At 47.5% G+C, this 15,962-nt stretch carries 15 protein-coding genes; 1 reads left to right on the top strand and 14 read right to left on the bottom strand.

Features of this window, described 5'->3' with window-relative positions:
• Window positions 1-43: 43 nt before the first annotated feature.
• The 3 genes from fabZ to gpAD87_RS27265 all read right to left on the bottom strand — a co-directional run bounded on the left by fabZ (window position 44) and on the right by gpAD87_RS27265 (window position 2,035).
• Window positions 44-475 carry a 3-hydroxyacyl-ACP dehydratase FabZ gene (gene fabZ / locus gpAD87_RS27275; protein ID WP_064641900.1) on the bottom strand — a complete coding sequence of 144 codons (432 nt, stop codon included), beginning with the start codon at window positions 473-475 and terminating at the stop codon, window positions 44-46.
• 483 nt (window positions 476-958) lie between these two features.
• A complete protein-coding gene (locus gpAD87_RS27270; RefSeq protein ID WP_024632706.1) occupies window positions 959-1,183 on the bottom strand; it encodes a DNA-directed RNA polymerase subunit beta in 225 nt (74 codons plus the stop codon).
• Window positions 1,184-1,195: 12 nt separating this feature from the next.
• Entirely contained in the window at window positions 1,196-2,035 is an 840-nt protein-coding gene (locus gpAD87_RS27265) for a flagellar hook-basal body protein (RefSeq protein WP_064641899.1), read from the bottom strand.
• A gap of 65 nt (window positions 2,036-2,100) precedes the next feature.
• Between gpAD87_RS27265 and gpAD87_RS32000 the strand changes: the two genes are divergently transcribed.
• Window positions 2,101-2,265 carry a hypothetical protein gene (locus tag gpAD87_RS32000; RefSeq protein WP_157258581.1) on the top strand — a complete coding sequence of 55 codons (165 nt, stop codon included), beginning with the start codon at window positions 2,101-2,103 and terminating at the stop codon, window positions 2,263-2,265.
• Window positions 2,266-2,674: 409 nt separating this feature from the next.
• On the opposite strand, the gene gpAD87_RS27260 is transcribed toward gpAD87_RS32000, so the two are convergent.
• The 11 genes from gpAD87_RS27260 to atpA form a co-directional block, all read right to left on the bottom strand.
• Complete coding sequence (locus gpAD87_RS27260; RefSeq protein WP_064641898.1) at window positions 2,675-3,559, bottom strand: flagellar hook-basal body protein; 885 nt, start codon at window positions 3,557-3,559, stop codon at window positions 2,675-2,677.
• Window positions 3,560-3,662: 103 nt separating this feature from the next.
• The gene (locus tag gpAD87_RS27255; protein ID WP_063567732.1) at window positions 3,663-4,661 is read right to left on the bottom strand and encodes a rod shape-determining protein; all 999 of its coding nucleotides are present in this window, start codon (window positions 4,659-4,661) and stop codon (window positions 3,663-3,665) included.
• Window positions 4,662-4,880: 219 nt separating this feature from the next.
• Window positions 4,881-5,168 carry a sporulation transcriptional regulator SpoIIID gene (gene spoIIID, locus gpAD87_RS27250; RefSeq protein ID WP_024632710.1) on the bottom strand — a complete coding sequence of 96 codons (288 nt, stop codon included), beginning with the start codon at window positions 5,166-5,168 and terminating at the stop codon, window positions 4,881-4,883.
• Between the two features lie 171 nt (window positions 5,169-5,339).
• On the bottom strand, window positions 5,340-6,077 hold the full coding sequence (locus gpAD87_RS27245; RefSeq protein ID WP_064641897.1) for a M23 family metallopeptidase: 738 nt from the start codon (window positions 6,075-6,077) through the stop codon (window positions 5,340-5,342).
• 789 nt (window positions 6,078-6,866) lie between these two features.
• Window positions 6,867-8,207: a stage II sporulation protein D gene (spoIID, locus tag gpAD87_RS27240; protein ID WP_064641896.1), complete on the bottom strand. Its 1,341-nt coding sequence runs from the start codon at window positions 8,205-8,207 to the stop codon at window positions 6,867-6,869.
• 461 nt (window positions 8,208-8,668) lie between these two features.
• Window positions 8,669-10,015 carry a UDP-N-acetylglucosamine 1-carboxyvinyltransferase gene (gene murA / locus gpAD87_RS27235; RefSeq protein WP_083678749.1) on the bottom strand — a complete coding sequence of 449 codons (1,347 nt, stop codon included), beginning with the start codon at window positions 10,013-10,015 and terminating at the stop codon, window positions 8,669-8,671.
• 520 nt (window positions 10,016-10,535) lie between these two features.
• Window positions 10,536-10,793, bottom strand: coding sequence for a DUF1146 family protein (locus gpAD87_RS27230; protein ID WP_062321714.1), 258 nt, complete (start codon window positions 10,791-10,793; stop codon window positions 10,536-10,538).
• Window positions 10,794-11,396: 603 nt separating this feature from the next.
• Window positions 11,397-11,801, bottom strand: coding sequence for a F0F1 ATP synthase subunit epsilon (locus gpAD87_RS27225; RefSeq protein ID WP_062321712.1), 405 nt, complete (start codon window positions 11,799-11,801; stop codon window positions 11,397-11,399).
• 59 nt (window positions 11,802-11,860) lie between these two features.
• A complete protein-coding gene (gene atpD / locus gpAD87_RS27220; protein WP_063567728.1) occupies window positions 11,861-13,264 on the bottom strand; it encodes a F0F1 ATP synthase subunit beta in 1,404 nt (467 codons plus the stop codon).
• A 94-nt stretch (window positions 13,265-13,358) separates the two neighbouring features.
• Window positions 13,359-14,231 carry an ATP synthase F1 subunit gamma gene (gene atpG / locus gpAD87_RS27215; RefSeq protein ID WP_063567727.1) on the bottom strand — a complete coding sequence of 291 codons (873 nt, stop codon included), beginning with the start codon at window positions 14,229-14,231 and terminating at the stop codon, window positions 13,359-13,361.
• A 208-nt stretch (window positions 14,232-14,439) separates the two neighbouring features.
• Window positions 14,440-15,954: a F0F1 ATP synthase subunit alpha gene (atpA, locus tag gpAD87_RS27210; RefSeq protein WP_063568357.1), complete on the bottom strand. Its 1,515-nt coding sequence runs from the start codon at window positions 15,952-15,954 to the stop codon at window positions 14,440-14,442.
• Between the last annotated feature and the right edge of the window lie 8 nt (window positions 15,955-15,962).

The following is a 15,962-nucleotide window of genomic DNA, read 5'->3' as shown; positions in this document are numbered from 1 at the left end:
TCCTTCTATATAAAATTCAATTAAATGCTGAACTATACAATCCTTAGCTTGGGTCAGACAGTGCGAACATGATTTCGCCTTCAGCTACCACTTTGTCGCCTACTTTGGCTGTAGCCTTGCCTTTACCAATTGAACCTTTGAGACGCGTAATCTCCACTTCCAGCATCAACGTATCTCCAGGCACAACTTGTCCACGGAATCGGAAATTATCCAGTCCCGCCAAAAAGCCAATTTTGCCTTTGTTGCCTTCCAAATTAAGAATGGCTACTGCACCAACCTGTGCCAGTGCTTCTGTAATCAACACACCCGGCATTACCGGATACTCTGGAAAATGACCAATGAAGAAAGGTTCATTAATGGTTACATTTTTCAAACCAACGGCACGTTTGCCATCCTCTATCTCTAAAATCTTGTCCACCAGCAGAAACGGGGGACGGTGTGGAATAATTTCTTGGATCTGTTTGATATCGAGCACAGTATAATCTCCTCTCGGGATGTTTATATGAGAATTCTCCATCATGGATTGACTCTTAGCACTACGATGGTCGTTACGGTTACGGATCGTCCTTCTGATCGCTGTTGTCACCGAATTTTTTTGATCAACCTCAGAGAGGTCAAAATTCGGTGACAAAGGCGAGCGCTTCGCTTCTTCTGAACGATTCCGTTCCCTCCACTTACTTCGGTGCTGCAAGGTCAATTCCAACATGACAAAGTCAAAAACTCATATAAATGGGTTTTTAATTTTAATGTTGTATGGAAAGCATATTTTCGGTTAACACTAGTTATATCCTTCATGACTGCAGTAGTGAAGGTTGAGATAAGGGGTCTCTCTTCGCGATGACGAATGTCTTTCGCAGGGGAGGCCTCTTTTGACGTCAAACGTCATCCATCATTATACTGTTTTCAACACCAAAAAGAAAACTCCTGCCTGCGCAGGAGTTTTGCATATATCGTTCATCTACGGAGCGAACACCAAATCATATACATGTTCCCATGTACTCCACTGCAATACGGAACCGATATCCTGTTTGCCCAGTACCACGTAGCCAGCCACCAATCCGCCAGCGAGGGCAAGAACAAGCAGGACCGGAACCAAAAACCATCTTGCGATGCGCCATCCACTCTTCTTCTTCTTGACTTTCGTCTTATCCGGCTTACTGTTCTGCTGCTGTGTATCTGTCATCACATTCACCTTTTATGCTCTCATATTGTTGGCAAGACCCGCCATGGAATCACTGGATGTCAGCGCACGTGCTGCCAGTTGATAGGTCCGCTGTCCTTGCATCAGCAATGCCATCTCCTGTGTCAAATCCACGTTGGATTGTTCAATGTAGCCTGCACGAATCATAGCTGTTGCTTCACGTGTAGCTGCATTAGCTCCAAATACATCATCCTCGGTCAAACCCGCATCCAGACCAAACAGATTATCCGCATACTGCACAAGCCCTTCCGGGCGCTCGATATCTACGAGTTGCAATTGGGCTCCAATCGTTGCATTGGCTTCATTGCCACGACGGATCAACAAGTTGCCTTTTTCATCAAATGCAACCTTGCTGTTATTCGGTGCCGTAATGCGATTACCTTGACGATCCAATGCAAAGTGGCCTTCGCCATTGACCAATACCATCATGTCTGGCGCATTGGGATTCGTTTTGGGTCTTGTATCAGGGACAAAATGGAATGCACCCTGACGCGTCCACATTTTCTCACCATTCGCTTCAACGGCAAACATCGCATTGCCTTCAATCGCCAGATCGGTAGGATTACCTGTCTCATTGAGCGTACCCTGACTCATATCCTTTGTCACATCAGCCAAACGTACACCAAACCCGAGGTTGTATCCCATCGGGGTCGAGCGTCCATCCAGCTTGTACTTGTCAGGTTGCTGCTGCACACGTGTCAGTACATCTTCGAAGGCTGCTTGCTTACTCTTATAGCCTGCCGTATTTACGTTGGCAATATTATCGGAAATGACATCCAGACGCTGCTGTATTCCGGTCATGGAGACCATTGCACTAATCATGGAATTATTCATTCGGTGGTTACCCTCCCTGTTTCCTGTCCACCCTCCCAAACCCTCCCTAGTAGGGAGGGCCCCAGATGGCGCTGCCCTCTGGACTCCCGAAAACAGGCGGAGTGGGTGCGTGGGGTACGATCTTGCTAAGTGACGGTGGTGTGTGTGCGCCGCGACTGCCGGGCTATGATTCCCGCCATAGTTTCACATGGCTGAATCATAGCCCGGCACGCTCTTTATGCGGCGTGTAGCTCCGCGTGGTCTCTCCTTGCTTTGCTTCGCAAAGGGCTGTCGAGACCGTCGCTGCGCTCAGCTTAATGCTGCGCAATCCTCGCATAAGCTCGGCTGCGTTTATGCTTTGCGCTCCGCGTGGTCTCTCCCTGCTTTGCTTCGCAAAGGACTGTCGAGACCGTCGCTGCGCTCAGCTTAATGCTGCGCAATCCTCGCATAAGCTCGGCTGCGTTTATGCTTTGCGCTCCGCGTGGTCTCCCTTGCTTTGCTCCGCAAAGGACTGTCGAGACCGTCGCTGCGCTAAGGTACTGCTGCGCAATCCTCACATAAGCTCGGTTGCGGTTAGGCTTGCGCTTCGCGTGAGCCTCTCTGCTTTGCTTCGCAAAGGGCGTTTGGCTCTCCGCTACGCGGCTATATTATACGTTGGCGTTATACACGCCCAACTTCATTGACGGCTTTATCCAGACTGCGGTCGTAGAATTGTACGACCTTCTGGTTCGCTTCATATGCACGGAATGCTGCGTTCATATCTACAGTTGCCTGTGATGCATCCACATTCGAACCTTCCAGGTAGCCCTGACGGATCTGCACATTATCACCGGCAGCCATCATCCGAGCGGTTGCTCCATTCTGATCATTCAGGCTGAAATTACCATCGCCTTGACGTACCAGTTGGTTGGGTTGATCGATGACGCTGATTCCCAATGTGACTCCTGTAGGTGCACCCGTCTCTGCATTGACGAGACGACCTTGCTCATCCACTTTAAATTGGTCTACCGAGCCTGTCAATACAACAGGTTGTCCATTATTATCCAGAACCTGTGAACCTGTTGAGCTGAGCAGCTGTCCAGTTCCTGTAACCTCGAAGTGACCATCACGTGTATATCTTGTGTTGCCTTCTGCATCCTGTACTGTAAAATACGCCTGAGGTTGGTAAGTTACCGTGCCATCAGCTCGTACAAATTTGCCTGAACCGTCAAACGGGACAGGTTGTCCTGTCTGTGGATCATTCACGGCCAGATTGGACGAAATGGCAAAATCACTCTTTTGCCCACTTTCCATAATGGCTCCCTGCAAATTCATGGACAAACTTTCTTCCGCGAACACACCTGTGTTCAGCTTGCCCAGCCGCTTTGTCGGAAGATTGGCATCTCCGCCTACCAAAGTAATGAGCATTTCCGGGAAAGAACGGCTTACACTGTTCACTTGTTTATATCCCGTTGTGTTCATATTTACGATGTTCTGCGTTGCGGTGTCATGGCGGCGTTGTTGCGTAATCATTCCCGCGGTAGCGGTGTACAGACCTCTTAACATGTATTAACCCCTCTCCTCAAGCGCTTGTCCTGCATTACAGGATGGCTGCTTGTCCGTTCTGCTTCCCGAGCTTGGGCGAACCTTTGCTTTTTATATCGGCAGATTAGAACTTTTTCTTAACCACTTGATCCAAATTATTCAGCATAATGCCAGTTCCCTTCACGACACAATGCATCGGATCCTCTGCAACCCATACCGGTACATGCAATTCATTGGACAACAGTTCGTCCAGTCCGTTCAGCAAAGCGCCTCCACCTGTCAACACGACACCTCGGTCAATAATGTCTGCCGCTAATTCTGGTGGCGTCCGCTCCAATACCGACTTGGCTGCCACGATGATGGATTGCACGGAATCCCATAGCGCCTCTTGCACTTCATTTCCCGACACCGTTACGGTAACAGGCAAACCGGATACCATATCCCGACCACGAATGTCCATCTCTGTTTGACGACCACCCGGATGCACGGAACCAATCGCAATTTTGAGATCTTCGGCTGTACGTTCACCGATCATGAGTTTGTATTTGGCTTTGATAAACTTGGTAATCGCTTCGTCGAACTTGTCCCCTGCGACTTTAATAGAAGAGGCGGTGACTACGTCGCCCATAGACAGGACTGCAACGTCAGTCGTTCCGCCGCCGATATCCACGACCATATTGCCGCTCGGCTGAAAAATATCCATCCCCGCACCGATCGCTGCCGCTTTCGGCTCTTCTTCCAGAAATACTTCTTTGGCACCGCTGCGCTCAGCAGCTTCACGGATAGCCTTCTGCTCCACGGAAGTAATGTTGGTTGGTGCACAGATCAGAATACGCGGGTGGCTGTACCAGCTTCTTGCCCCCACACGATTAATGAAATGTCTAAGCATAGCTTCCGTAATCTCGAAGTCCGCAATAACACCGTCACGCAGCGGTCTAATGGCAACAATGTTACCTGGAGTACGCCCCACCATACGACGCGCTTCTTCCCCAACAGCAAGGACCCGCTTCGTATCGCTTTCAATGGTCACGACGGAAGGTTCATCGAGGACAACCCCACTTCCTTTCACGTGAATAAGCACGTTTGCCGTGCCAAGATCAATACCGATATCCTTGCTAAACATAAAAGAGCCCCCAAAGTGATATTATTTGGTCAGCGTATCCTGTGAAAAAGAGTCCCTTATCACGTCACCGCTCGTTCGACAAAGTGCAACATATATATGTAAAAATCGGGCTGATAAGATGTCATAATTCGATCCTGTACCAGCTTTTAACATATCATACTTCAGGGGAGGGATTCAATGCATGTGTGAGCTTTTTGGCCTACGTCTTTCCGCAGGTCTCTACGATTTAGCGGAAGCCAGCACCTCGCGTTTTTTACCGCTTGTTTTTTTGTATTTAATTTTGGTCGCTTCACCGCCCCGCAAATGACGGATGGACTTATGATACTCCAGAATGTGTTTCACCTGGTCAGCAAGATCAGGGTTGATTTCCGGCAGACGCTCCGTCAGATCCTTATGCACAGTACTCTTTGACACGCCGAATTCCTTGGCTATGGTACGGACCGTATTCCTCGTCTCAACAATGCAGCGACCAATTTTTATGGTCCGTTCCTTGATGTAATCGTGCACGCTCCCGCCTCCCTACTGTGTGGATAGTTTGGTACATTATATGAGGAGCATGCCTATATATTCGCGGTTTAAAGGTGTGACAAGCTTCGAAGGTCCCATTATTTTCTGAAAAGCACAAAAAGAGCAGAGGAGAATTCCCTCTGCCCGTCATGTTGCTGCGGTAAAAATCATTTATTTTTCCGGAAGATATCCTTGCGGGTTAACCGGTTGTCCGTCTTCGTAAACTTCAAAGTGAAGGTGGTTGCCCAGCGTTTTTTCCAGTTCATTAACGCCAGCCGATGCAATTGCATCTCCTTGCTTCACTTCATCATCCTGTTTCACTTTGACGTCAGCCAGGCTTTGGTATACGGTTTTGAGGTTATCACTGTGTGTGATTTCCACAACTTGACCTGTCAGCGGGTTTTGTTCAACCCGGGTAACTTTTCCGCCGAGTGCTGCTTTGACTTCGAACGTTTTGTTATCCCCACGTGCCAGATCTACACCCGTGTTCGGAATAAATGTGTCATTGTACTGCACCATCGCTGCTTCATGTTCCTCAGTTGAAGCTTCGTTGTCATAGAAAGGTTTTACTACCGAAATTTCGGACGGAACCGCTACCGGCCATACAAAATTCTCCGACTTTGCAACAACTTCCACACTTTCCTGTTCTCCGTTAACCGCTGTTCCTTCTGTACCCGATGCGCCCGTTTCTACTATCCCACTTGTAGGGTCCGAGTTCAGCGTTTTGTCGCCTGTGCCCTGATAGACCCACACTAAGGTTAGTATAATGCCTGCTGCTGCGATGTAGGCTGCCGGGAAGACCCAACGTTTGGACATTGCTCTTTTCCATGAAGAGGGCTGGCTAGCCGGTACTCCTTGAGTTGTTTTAGGAGTTTCTTCTTGGCCTGTTTTTTTGTTTTGTTCATTCATCTTAATCACCTCAGTAACAAGTGTTACCGGGTGCAACTCTTTTATACACGCGCGACTCTAATTATTTTCACAGAACTTTCAAAGAGTGCTATATAAGGCGAAAAAGGGGGCTACACTGGACCACTCCGCGCGCAGAACAACCTTTCGGCCGCTGTTACTCCCAGATTTCTTTCTATCACCTTCTTCAAAGGTGAAATCCGGGAGTAAAGGCGGACGCTCCGCTCCTACAGCTTTTTTCTGCTCTCTCCGTTCCGGTGTAACTATTAATTGCAACTGATATAGCCAAGTTTTGAAAGCTCAGGAAGGGGTTGCTGGTAGAGAAGCCTGGATTGCTGTAATAGCCAATCCTTCTAAGAAGTGAGTTCATTAGCTGAAAGCAACATGATATAGGCTTTGATTCGTTAATACCGATTTAAGGAGCCATAGGTTCGTTAAAGTGAGATGAGAGATTGGCGAGGCCGCGGCACTAATGACTGTTCCTTCTAACATCATGCTTAGATAATGAAATATTTCTAACGAACTCAGGTGGCCTTATTGATGGAAAAGCCGCAACCTGGAAATTCTAGCGAGCCTTAGGCACGCTAATTACTCTTTTTGGCGCTTTATCGGCTCCATTTCGTGATATGTCATGATATAGCGCTTCTGAGATTCGTTAGCTTCTCAAACGTACACCGAGAGTAGGAAAACTGCACAGTTCCACTTCACTGTTAAACTGTTGTTAATCTGTTCGTCGTTTTACATCTGTTAATAATCTATTGCTCTATCCTTATCCAACCGTATTCATGTTTCCTACTTTGAAGCCAGCATCTTGGATGCCTGTCCGAAGGAGATGCCTGTGTAGTAGTGTTTGAGAATCTGGGTCGCGGTGTGACCTTCCTGTGCCATCCCGTTGGCTCCCCATTGGCTCATGCCGACTCCATGACCGTATCCATACGTTGTAATCTGAACCTCATCTCCATCGGTCTTCCAGCTGAACTGGCTGGATCGAAGCCCAAGCAGCTTTCGAGCCTCCGGTCCGCTAAACGTTTTACCTGCAATCTGTATCTCCTTGATCCGATGGCCTTCCGTTGTAGACAATACTTCCATCCAACCACCGCTCTGCTGCGCGCTCACAGGGATGGCATTTGCCCCCAGATTCAACTTTTGAAGAATCTCACTGCGCTTCATCGTTATGGTTTCTTCAAAGCCCGGAGCTAGGTTTTTATCCCACGGACTCGCTACACTCTGTAAATAAGGTACGGGGTTGCCCCATACATCCTCTGCATTCTCAGTATACCCATTACTTGTGGAGAAAAAGGATGCGGTAATCGCCTTGCCTTGATATGTCATGACAGCATCCTTGCTTTCGCGGACAGCCTGCTGCAGCTTCTCCCATTCCTTCGCTTTCCCCAGACGCGTCCAGTCCGCTTTCACTTGTTCTGGTGGTATGAACACCTGATGACTCACGGTATCTGTTACATCGGCTTCTCCTGAAGGTACACCGCTTGTATCGTTGGCTGCCAGCCTTCTCACGATAAATGTCCTTGCAGCGATGGCCTGTGCCTTCAGAGCTTCCAATCTGAACTCAGCTGGCATCTCGGCAGCGACAACTCCGGTAACATAATCTTCAAGTGGAAGATTCATCGTCGTACCGGTTGCAGACAGGTACACCCTTACTTGAGGTTCAGGGTAGGTAACAGGTACAGCTGGAGAAGGTGCTGGAGTCGTTACACTGCCTGTACCTGGTGGGACAGGGATCGGTTTAACCGGATCATCCGTCCGCGGCCAGACCAGAATGGCGGGGATCAACAGCGCAAGTGCAAGCACTGCCGATACAGCGGCCGCTGGCTGCCACCGAGTATTGTTCTTGCCCCATCTGCGGCCTCGGCCGAACGTACGCATTCGGCGGCGCTTCACACGACGAAACTGGTCTAATTCAATGACAGGTATGTGTGCCGCAGTGTGTTGAGCTGACTCCTGTTGGGAGCTAGGCCGTCTAGGAGATGTTGTTACGGGCTCATCTGGAACAGTTCTGATGTTCGTTGAAGCAAGCTTGTCTTTTTCCACACCGAAACCAGCAATCTCTTCTGGCTCCTTCACTAGTGGACGAGGGACAAGAGGTACCTTAACCTGCACACGGGCTTCTTTCATTTTGATATAACCCTCCGTTGTCCATGGCCGGTCAAGCGCCGGTCCTTTTGTTCAAATCCATAGTTTAGGGTATGAGCTGGCTGGATCTGATAGAACCTGATTTAAGAGAAACGAAGGCATTCCATATGTGGCGATTTCTAACTTAATTCTGCTATGTATTATTAAAAAACATTGATCTGTCGCGGAATCCGGTTCCATAAGGTACCACCCGTTCCTCCAAAAGCATGCTCTTTCATTTGTTCAGAATTGGTACAGAATATGATGTTATGCTATATAAGTTAGGACCAGCTATTAATAGAATCAGGTACTGATTCAATGGATCGTTGAACACAAAAAAAAGCCAAGCCAGATGGCTTAGCTTTTGATCTGAATTTAAATGACAGCACGCATGCTCTCGTATCCGCAATATACAATGATGTGTGATTCATATTAGAGAGCAACGCCTATTGTCCAATTCGATGTTATGCCCAGGTCGGTTGTACTTTGAACAGCGGTACTTCTTCCCCGACTTTTTCATTCGATGCTTTAACTGCATCCAGCTTAGGCTCTTCAACCGAAATACGATAAATATCGGCTCCAAGTCCGTTAAGCTTCTCAGCGAGATGTACGTAGCCACGGTCGATGTGATGAACACCGCCCACTTCCGTTGTACCTTCAGCAACAAGACCCGCGATAATAAGTGCGGCACCCGCACGTAAATCGGTAGCAGTTACTTTGGCACCCTTCAGCTTGGCATTGCCCGTGATGATGGACGAACGTCCTTCAACTTTGATCTCCGCATTCATCAATTGGAATTCATCCACATGCATGAAGCGATTTTCAAAAACAGTCTCTGTTACAACACTGGTTCCCTCAGAGGCAAGCAAAAGCGCCATCATTTGGGATTGCATATCGGTAGGGAAACCCGGGTATGGTAATGTTTTCACATCCACAGCCTTGAGCGGACGATCCGCAATGACACGAACGCCATTCTCGTCAGGATGAATGGTTACACCCATCTCTTCCAGCTTCGCAATAACAGAACCCAAGTGGTCTGAAATCGCACCTTCGATATACACATCACCACCGGAGATTGCAGCAGCAGCCATATAGGTACCTGCTTCAACCCGGTCCGGAATGACGGTATGCTTCACGCCAGACAGTTTCTCCACACCTTCGATGCGGATGACTCCTGTTCCAGCACCTCGTACTTTGGCACCCATTCCATTCAGGAAGTTGGCAAGATCCACGATCTCTGGTTCTTTTGCCGCGTTCTCAAGAACAGTTACACCTTCAGCCAATGTTGCAGCCATCATAATATTTTGAGTGGCACCTACAGAAGCCACATCTAGATAAATTTTCGCGCCACGCAACCGCCCTTGGCTACGAGCTTCTATATAGCCTTGGCCCAAGCTGATCTCAGCGCCCATGGCTTCAAAACCTTTCAAATGCTGATCAATAGGCCGTGTACCGATGGCACATCCACCAGGAAGCGAAATTCTTGTATGACCCATACGCGTCAACAATGGCCCCATGACCAGAAATGACGCCCGCATTTTACTTACCCATTCATACGGTGCCTCACAGGAAGTAAGTTTCTCCGCATTTACGGTAATCACTTCGTCCCGGTATGTAACACCCGCTCCCAGCGATTCCAACACCTTGTTAATCGTCATCACATCGTCTAGAGGAGGAGCGTCAATAATAACGCTTTGTCCTTCTTCCCCTAAGAGAGAGGCAGCGATGATCGGAAGAACAGAATTTTTAGCGCCGCTAACTTTGACACTTCCGGTCAACCTTTTGCCACCGCGGACGATAAATTTGCTCATCATGGTTCCCTCCGCGCTTTTATTCCCTTTTCTTCATTCCGGAATACGTAAGCCCTTCTGTAATAGAAAAGACTGTTGCTGTGTGTGGAATTTCGACATAGCCTGGCAAATAATGCCCTTGATGTCTATTCAGAAAAGAATTGGTTTATGATCCATATCGATGATACCACGTGCGTTGCATGATGCCCTCCGACTTGTAAATGTAATGCCTTACAGGCCAGCAAACATCTGAACAGACAGATTGGGATGATTAGTAGCCGGATTCAACCGGATATCCCGTTTATAACCACAAAATAAGTGAACAATTGTGAATTCCCTAACTTCCATCATAACATTGTTGAATTGTACGATACAAGCATTTTTACATAAAACATCTCAAATTCATCCAATTGCACGTCACACTTTTTTCTTAATTTCTTTGCCGACAACTCATACTCTAATTGTTAACACAATTAATCGATGTTATTCGACATTACAGTGCTTGAAGAACCTAACAGATGATTAACCAACCATCTCAACATTAAAACAAATGGCGCAACATTTGTGTCCATGACAAATAGTCAATGACAAAGCCTGAAACAGCATGCCCAAGTATAATGGCCAACAGTAAATGTAACAGTCTTCCCTGTGCTCCTCGTGGCTGCCTGATGATTAAATCCAGCTTGAGATTCTGCAAAGCCCACCACGACAACGCTATACATAAAAGAGAGACGATAATCGAAACTAAGCCATTCGTACTTAATGTCTGGTTCAACTGATTCGTCAGGTCAGTATCCATATATTCATTACCTCCACATTTGTTGCAGCGATCAGCATAATTATGCCTGGCATCCATAACTTGTTAGAACAATGGAATGACTTGAACACAACGTACTGAGCCTACTGTCAGACTTACTCCTGCTATGCAGGAAATCTGGATGCCCAATCACGGAGCAGCAACAATCTGGCTGTGAATGACTATGGAATTCATCAACGCAGCTTCCTGCATCTGCTGACTCTATGGAATATAGGCTCTTTCATCATACATTGTCAATTACATTGATTTCCACTTTGATAATATTTTAAATTCAAAATGCCGGGATTTTGTGACTAAAACGACATAAAAGAGCGTTATTTCGATATCGATCCTGTCATTTCCTCGGAAATAATTTGGATTTCCGTCGTTAAAAATGGTTCCAACAGTGATCATTATCGCCACGACTTTAGTCCTACATTCTATTCAACTGCCCATAAACGGTGAATACAATTAACTTTATTTGCCGTTAAATCAAGATCTTCAACCGAAGAAAATGACCATATATTTTACTGTAACTGGAAAAGGAAACGTTCCAAAAACTCAAAAAAGCCCGGCAGACTAAGCCGCCAGGCTCCAATGAACAGTTTATTTGCCGTATACGTTGATCCGGTTAACCGCTTTTTGCAGAGCAATCTCTGCCCGACGGTGATCAAAATGATCCTGATTGCTTTGGCTGCTGAGACGGCGTTCTGCCCGCTCTTTCGCCGCACGCGCACGGTCCACATCGATACTTTCCGGGAATTCGGCACTTTCTGCGAGGACAACAACCTTATCTTTACGGACTTCGATAAAACCGCCGCCAATAGCGACCTGCTTGTTCTGTTTTCCGTTTTTGATAATGATTGGTGCGATCTGCAATGGTGTAACCATAGGGATGTGACCTGGCATAATACCCAGTTCCCCTTCAACACCACGAACGATGATACTATCCACTTGCTCTGTAAATACCAAACGCTCAGGCGTTACAATTTCCAACAAAAAGGTGCTCAATTCCATCCCTCCTGAAACTATCCGATAGCTCGCTTCATAAGGACAATCCTGGATTCAGATTATACCAGTGTTTTGGCTTTCTCCACTGCCTCTTCAATTGTACCCACGAAGAGGAAAGCTGCTTCCGGAAGATCGTCATGCTTGCCTTCGAGAATTTCTTTAAAGCTGCGCACCGTTTCTTTAACCGGAACGTATTTACCCGGAATACCGTTAAATGCTTCAGCAACGTGGAATGGCTGGGACAAGAAACGTTGAATTTTACGAGCACGGTAAACGAGCGCTCTGTCTTCTTCACTCAGCTCGTCCATACCCAGAATCGCAATAATATCCTGCAATTCATTATAACGTGCCAAGATACGCTTAACGCCTTGAGCTACGTTGTAATGCTCTTCGCCTACAACTTCAGGGGACAAGATCCGGGAGCTGGATGCCAGCGGATCTACCGCAGGGTAGATACCCATCTCGGAAATTTTACGTTCCAGGTTCGTCGTTGCATCCAAGTGGGCAAACGTCGTTGCTGGAGCCGGGTCAGTATAGTCATCCGCAGGCACGTAGATGGCCTGGATGGATGTAACGGAACCTTTTTTAGTCGAAGTGATACGTTCTTGCAGTTGACCCATTTCCGTTGCCAGCGTTGGTTGGTAACCTACCGCTGAAGGCATACGTCCGAGCAAGGCAGATACTTCTGAACCTGCTTGGGTGAAACGGAAGATGTTATCGATAAAGAGCAACACGTCACGGCCTTCTTCATCACGGAAGTATTCCGCCATAGTCAGACCAGTGAGGGCTACACGAAGACGTGCGCCTGGAGGCTCGTTCATTTGTCCGAAGACCATTGCTGTTTTGTTGATAACGCCGGAATCACTCATCTCGTGATACAAGTCATTACCTTCACGTGTACGCTCACCAACACCTGCGAATACGGAGATACCGCCGTGTTCTTGTGCGATGTTGTTGATCAATTCCTGAATCGTTACGGTTTTACCTACACCGGCACCACCGAAGAGACCGATTTTACCACCTTTGGCGTAAGGAGCCAACAAGTCGATAACTTTGATTCCTGTCTCCAGCATTTCAGCCTGGGTAGTCAGTTCATCAAATGCAGGAGCCGAGCGGTGAATCGGATTTTTATGTGCAGCAGCTACAGTGCCGCCAGTATCAATGGCTTCGCCGAGTACGTTAAATACACGACCCAGTGTCGCTTCCCCAACAGGTACAGAGATTGGAGCTCCTGTATCTACGGCTTCCATACCACGAACGAGTCCGTCCGTGGAGGACATCGCGATACAACGTACCCGGTTGTCACCCAGATGTTTCGAAGCTTCGAGTGTCAGATTAACACTTACGCCAGCTTCGCTTACTGTAGTGATCGTAATGGCATTGAGGATTTCCGGCAGACCGCCGCGATCAAACTCGACGTCAACAACCGGACCCATGATGCTCACAACGCGTCCTTTGTTCATCTTAACGTTCCCCTCCTACAAGCCTGCTACTTTTGCAAAAATAATGTACCGTTCTTTTATCTTTGCTCTGCAAGCCTTCATTAATAAAAAACGGTTAGCCTTGTGCTGCGTTGGCACCTGCCACAATTTCCGTAATCTCCTGCGTAATCGCCGCTTGACGGGCACGGTTATAGGTCAATGACAAGTCATTAATGAGTTTAGATGCATTTTTGGTTGCATTACCCATGGCCGTCATTTTCGCACCCAGCTCACTCGCTTTACCGTTCAGAAGTGCACCATAGATCAGCGTTTCCGCATAACGCGGAAGCAAAACCTCCAGTACAGCTTCAGGAGACGGCTCATACTCGTAGCTTGCAGTCGGTCCTTCTGCAGCAGTTACCTCAGGTGTTTCCATCGGAAGAAGACGTTCTACCGTAGGAATCTGGGTCAACGCATTTACAAAGCGGTTATAACAAATGTACAATTCATCAAATTTACCCAATTCAAACCCTTTAACAGCTTCGTGTGCGATGGATTTGATATCTGCAAATGATGGCGAATCGGAAAGATCCGTTGTAGTGGATGTCATCGCCATTTCACGCCGTTTGAAATAATCGCGTCCCTTACGTCCAATGACGAACAATTCGTAGTCATTCTGAGAGTTGTGCTTTTCTTTGAGTGTCAGGTTGACCTGACGCAAAATATTCGCATTGTAACCACCCGCAAGACCGCGGTCCGATGTAATAACCAGATAAGCTGTCTTTTTGACCGGACGACTTTCCAGCATCGGATGCTGAACCCCTTGCGTGCTTTTTGCAATACTTGCCACAACTTCTTTCAGCTTTTCCGAATAAGGACGAGCTGCTTCCGCTTTCTCCTGCGCTTTACGCAGTTTTGCGGCAGCTACCATTTCCATTGCTTTGGTGATCTGCTTGGTGCTTTGTACGCTTTTAATTTGCCGCTTTATTTCGCGCATGCCTTTTGCCATGATTTCACCACCTTAAAGTTTTGACATAGTCAAAACTACTTCGTAAGCATAATCTTTACCTTGGCTAGCCAAAGTTACTTCGTAAGCCTATACCAGTTTTGACAGAGTCAAAACTACCTCATAAGCATATTGAAACTTTGATAGATCAAAGTTTTACATGCAGACATGCGGAATCGGTTAAACAACTCCGCAACTGCATATCATCTATTTAGACAGAGACAGCAAAGCTCTTTCTGAACTTCTCAATAGCATCTTTCAGAGCGGATTCATTGTCTGCAGTCAATTCTTTTGTATCACGGATAGACCCGAGAATTTCCGGATGGCTGCTCTCCATGAACGCGAGGAACTCACCCTCAAAACGAGTAACATCACCTGTAGGAATCTCATCCAGGAACCCTTTAACCGCTGTGTACAAGCTGACTACCTGTTGTTCTACAGGCAGAGGCTGGTTTACACCTTGCTTCAGGATTTCCATCATACGAGCACCACGATTCAGGCGGGCCTGAGTCGCTTTATCCAGATCGGAACCGAACTGGGAGAACGCTTGAAGCTCACGATATTGAGCGAGGTCGAGACGCAGGGAACCTGCAACTTTTTTCATCGCTTTGATCTGAGCAGAACCACCAACACGGGATACGGAGATACCTACGTTGATCGCCGGGCGTTGTCCAGCATTGAACAAGTCAGCTTCCAAGAAGATTTGTCCGTCCGTAATGGAGATTACGTTCGTCGGAATGTAAGCAGATACGTCGGAAGCTTGTGTTTCAATGAACGGCAGTGCGGTTAAAGAACCACCACCAAGCTCATCATTCAGCTTCGCTGCACGCTCCAGCAAACGGGAGTGCAGGTAGAAGACGTCACCCGGATAAGCCTCACGGCCCGGTGGACGGCGAAGCAGCAAGGAGAGCTCACGATATGCGGAAGCTTGTTTGGTCAAGTCATCGTAGATAACCAAAACGTGCTCACCTTTGTACATAAAGTACTCACCCATCGAACAACCGGAATACGGTGCGATGTACAACAATGGTGATGGGTCAGATGCTGCTGCAGTTACAACAATCGTGTACTCCATTGCGCCTTTACGACGAAGAGTTTCTACGACTTGTGCAACTGTAGATTGTTTTTGACCGATAGCAACATAGATACATTTCATGCCGCTGCCTTTTTGGTTCAGGATGGCATCAATCGCGATTGATGTTTTACCTGTTTGACGGTCACCGATGATCAACTCACGTTGTCCGCGACCAATTGGAACCATTGCGTCAATGGCTTTAATCCCTGTTTGCATCGGCTCATGAACCGATTTACGATCCATTACGCCTGGTGCTTTACCTTCAACCGGACGGAATTCCGTTGTAGCGATTGGCCCTTTGCCATCCACTGGAATACCGAGCGGGTTAACAACGCGTCCAATCAATGCTTCGCCAACAGGCACTTGCATGATTTGACCGGTACGTTTTACTTGGTCGCCTTCACGAATATCATAGTAAGGTCCCAGGATAACGATACCGACGTTGCTCTCTTCCACGTTCATGGCGAGACCCATAACACCGCTTGGGAATTCAACCAACTCGTTGGACATGACATTCTCAAGTCCGTAGACACGAGCGATACCATCACCAACCTCAATAACCGTCCCGACTTCGACTACATCGATATCGTTCTTGTATTGTTCGATCTGGCTCTTAATTAATGTACTGATTTCTTCTGGTTTGATACTCAAGTGTCCTC

Origin of the sequence: Paenibacillus sp. AD87, assembly GCF_001659845.1 — a bacterium.
GTDB lineage: Bacteria > Bacillota > Bacilli > Paenibacillales > Paenibacillaceae > Paenibacillus > Paenibacillus marchantiae.
This window is presented reverse-complemented; position numbering and strand designations above follow the sequence as displayed.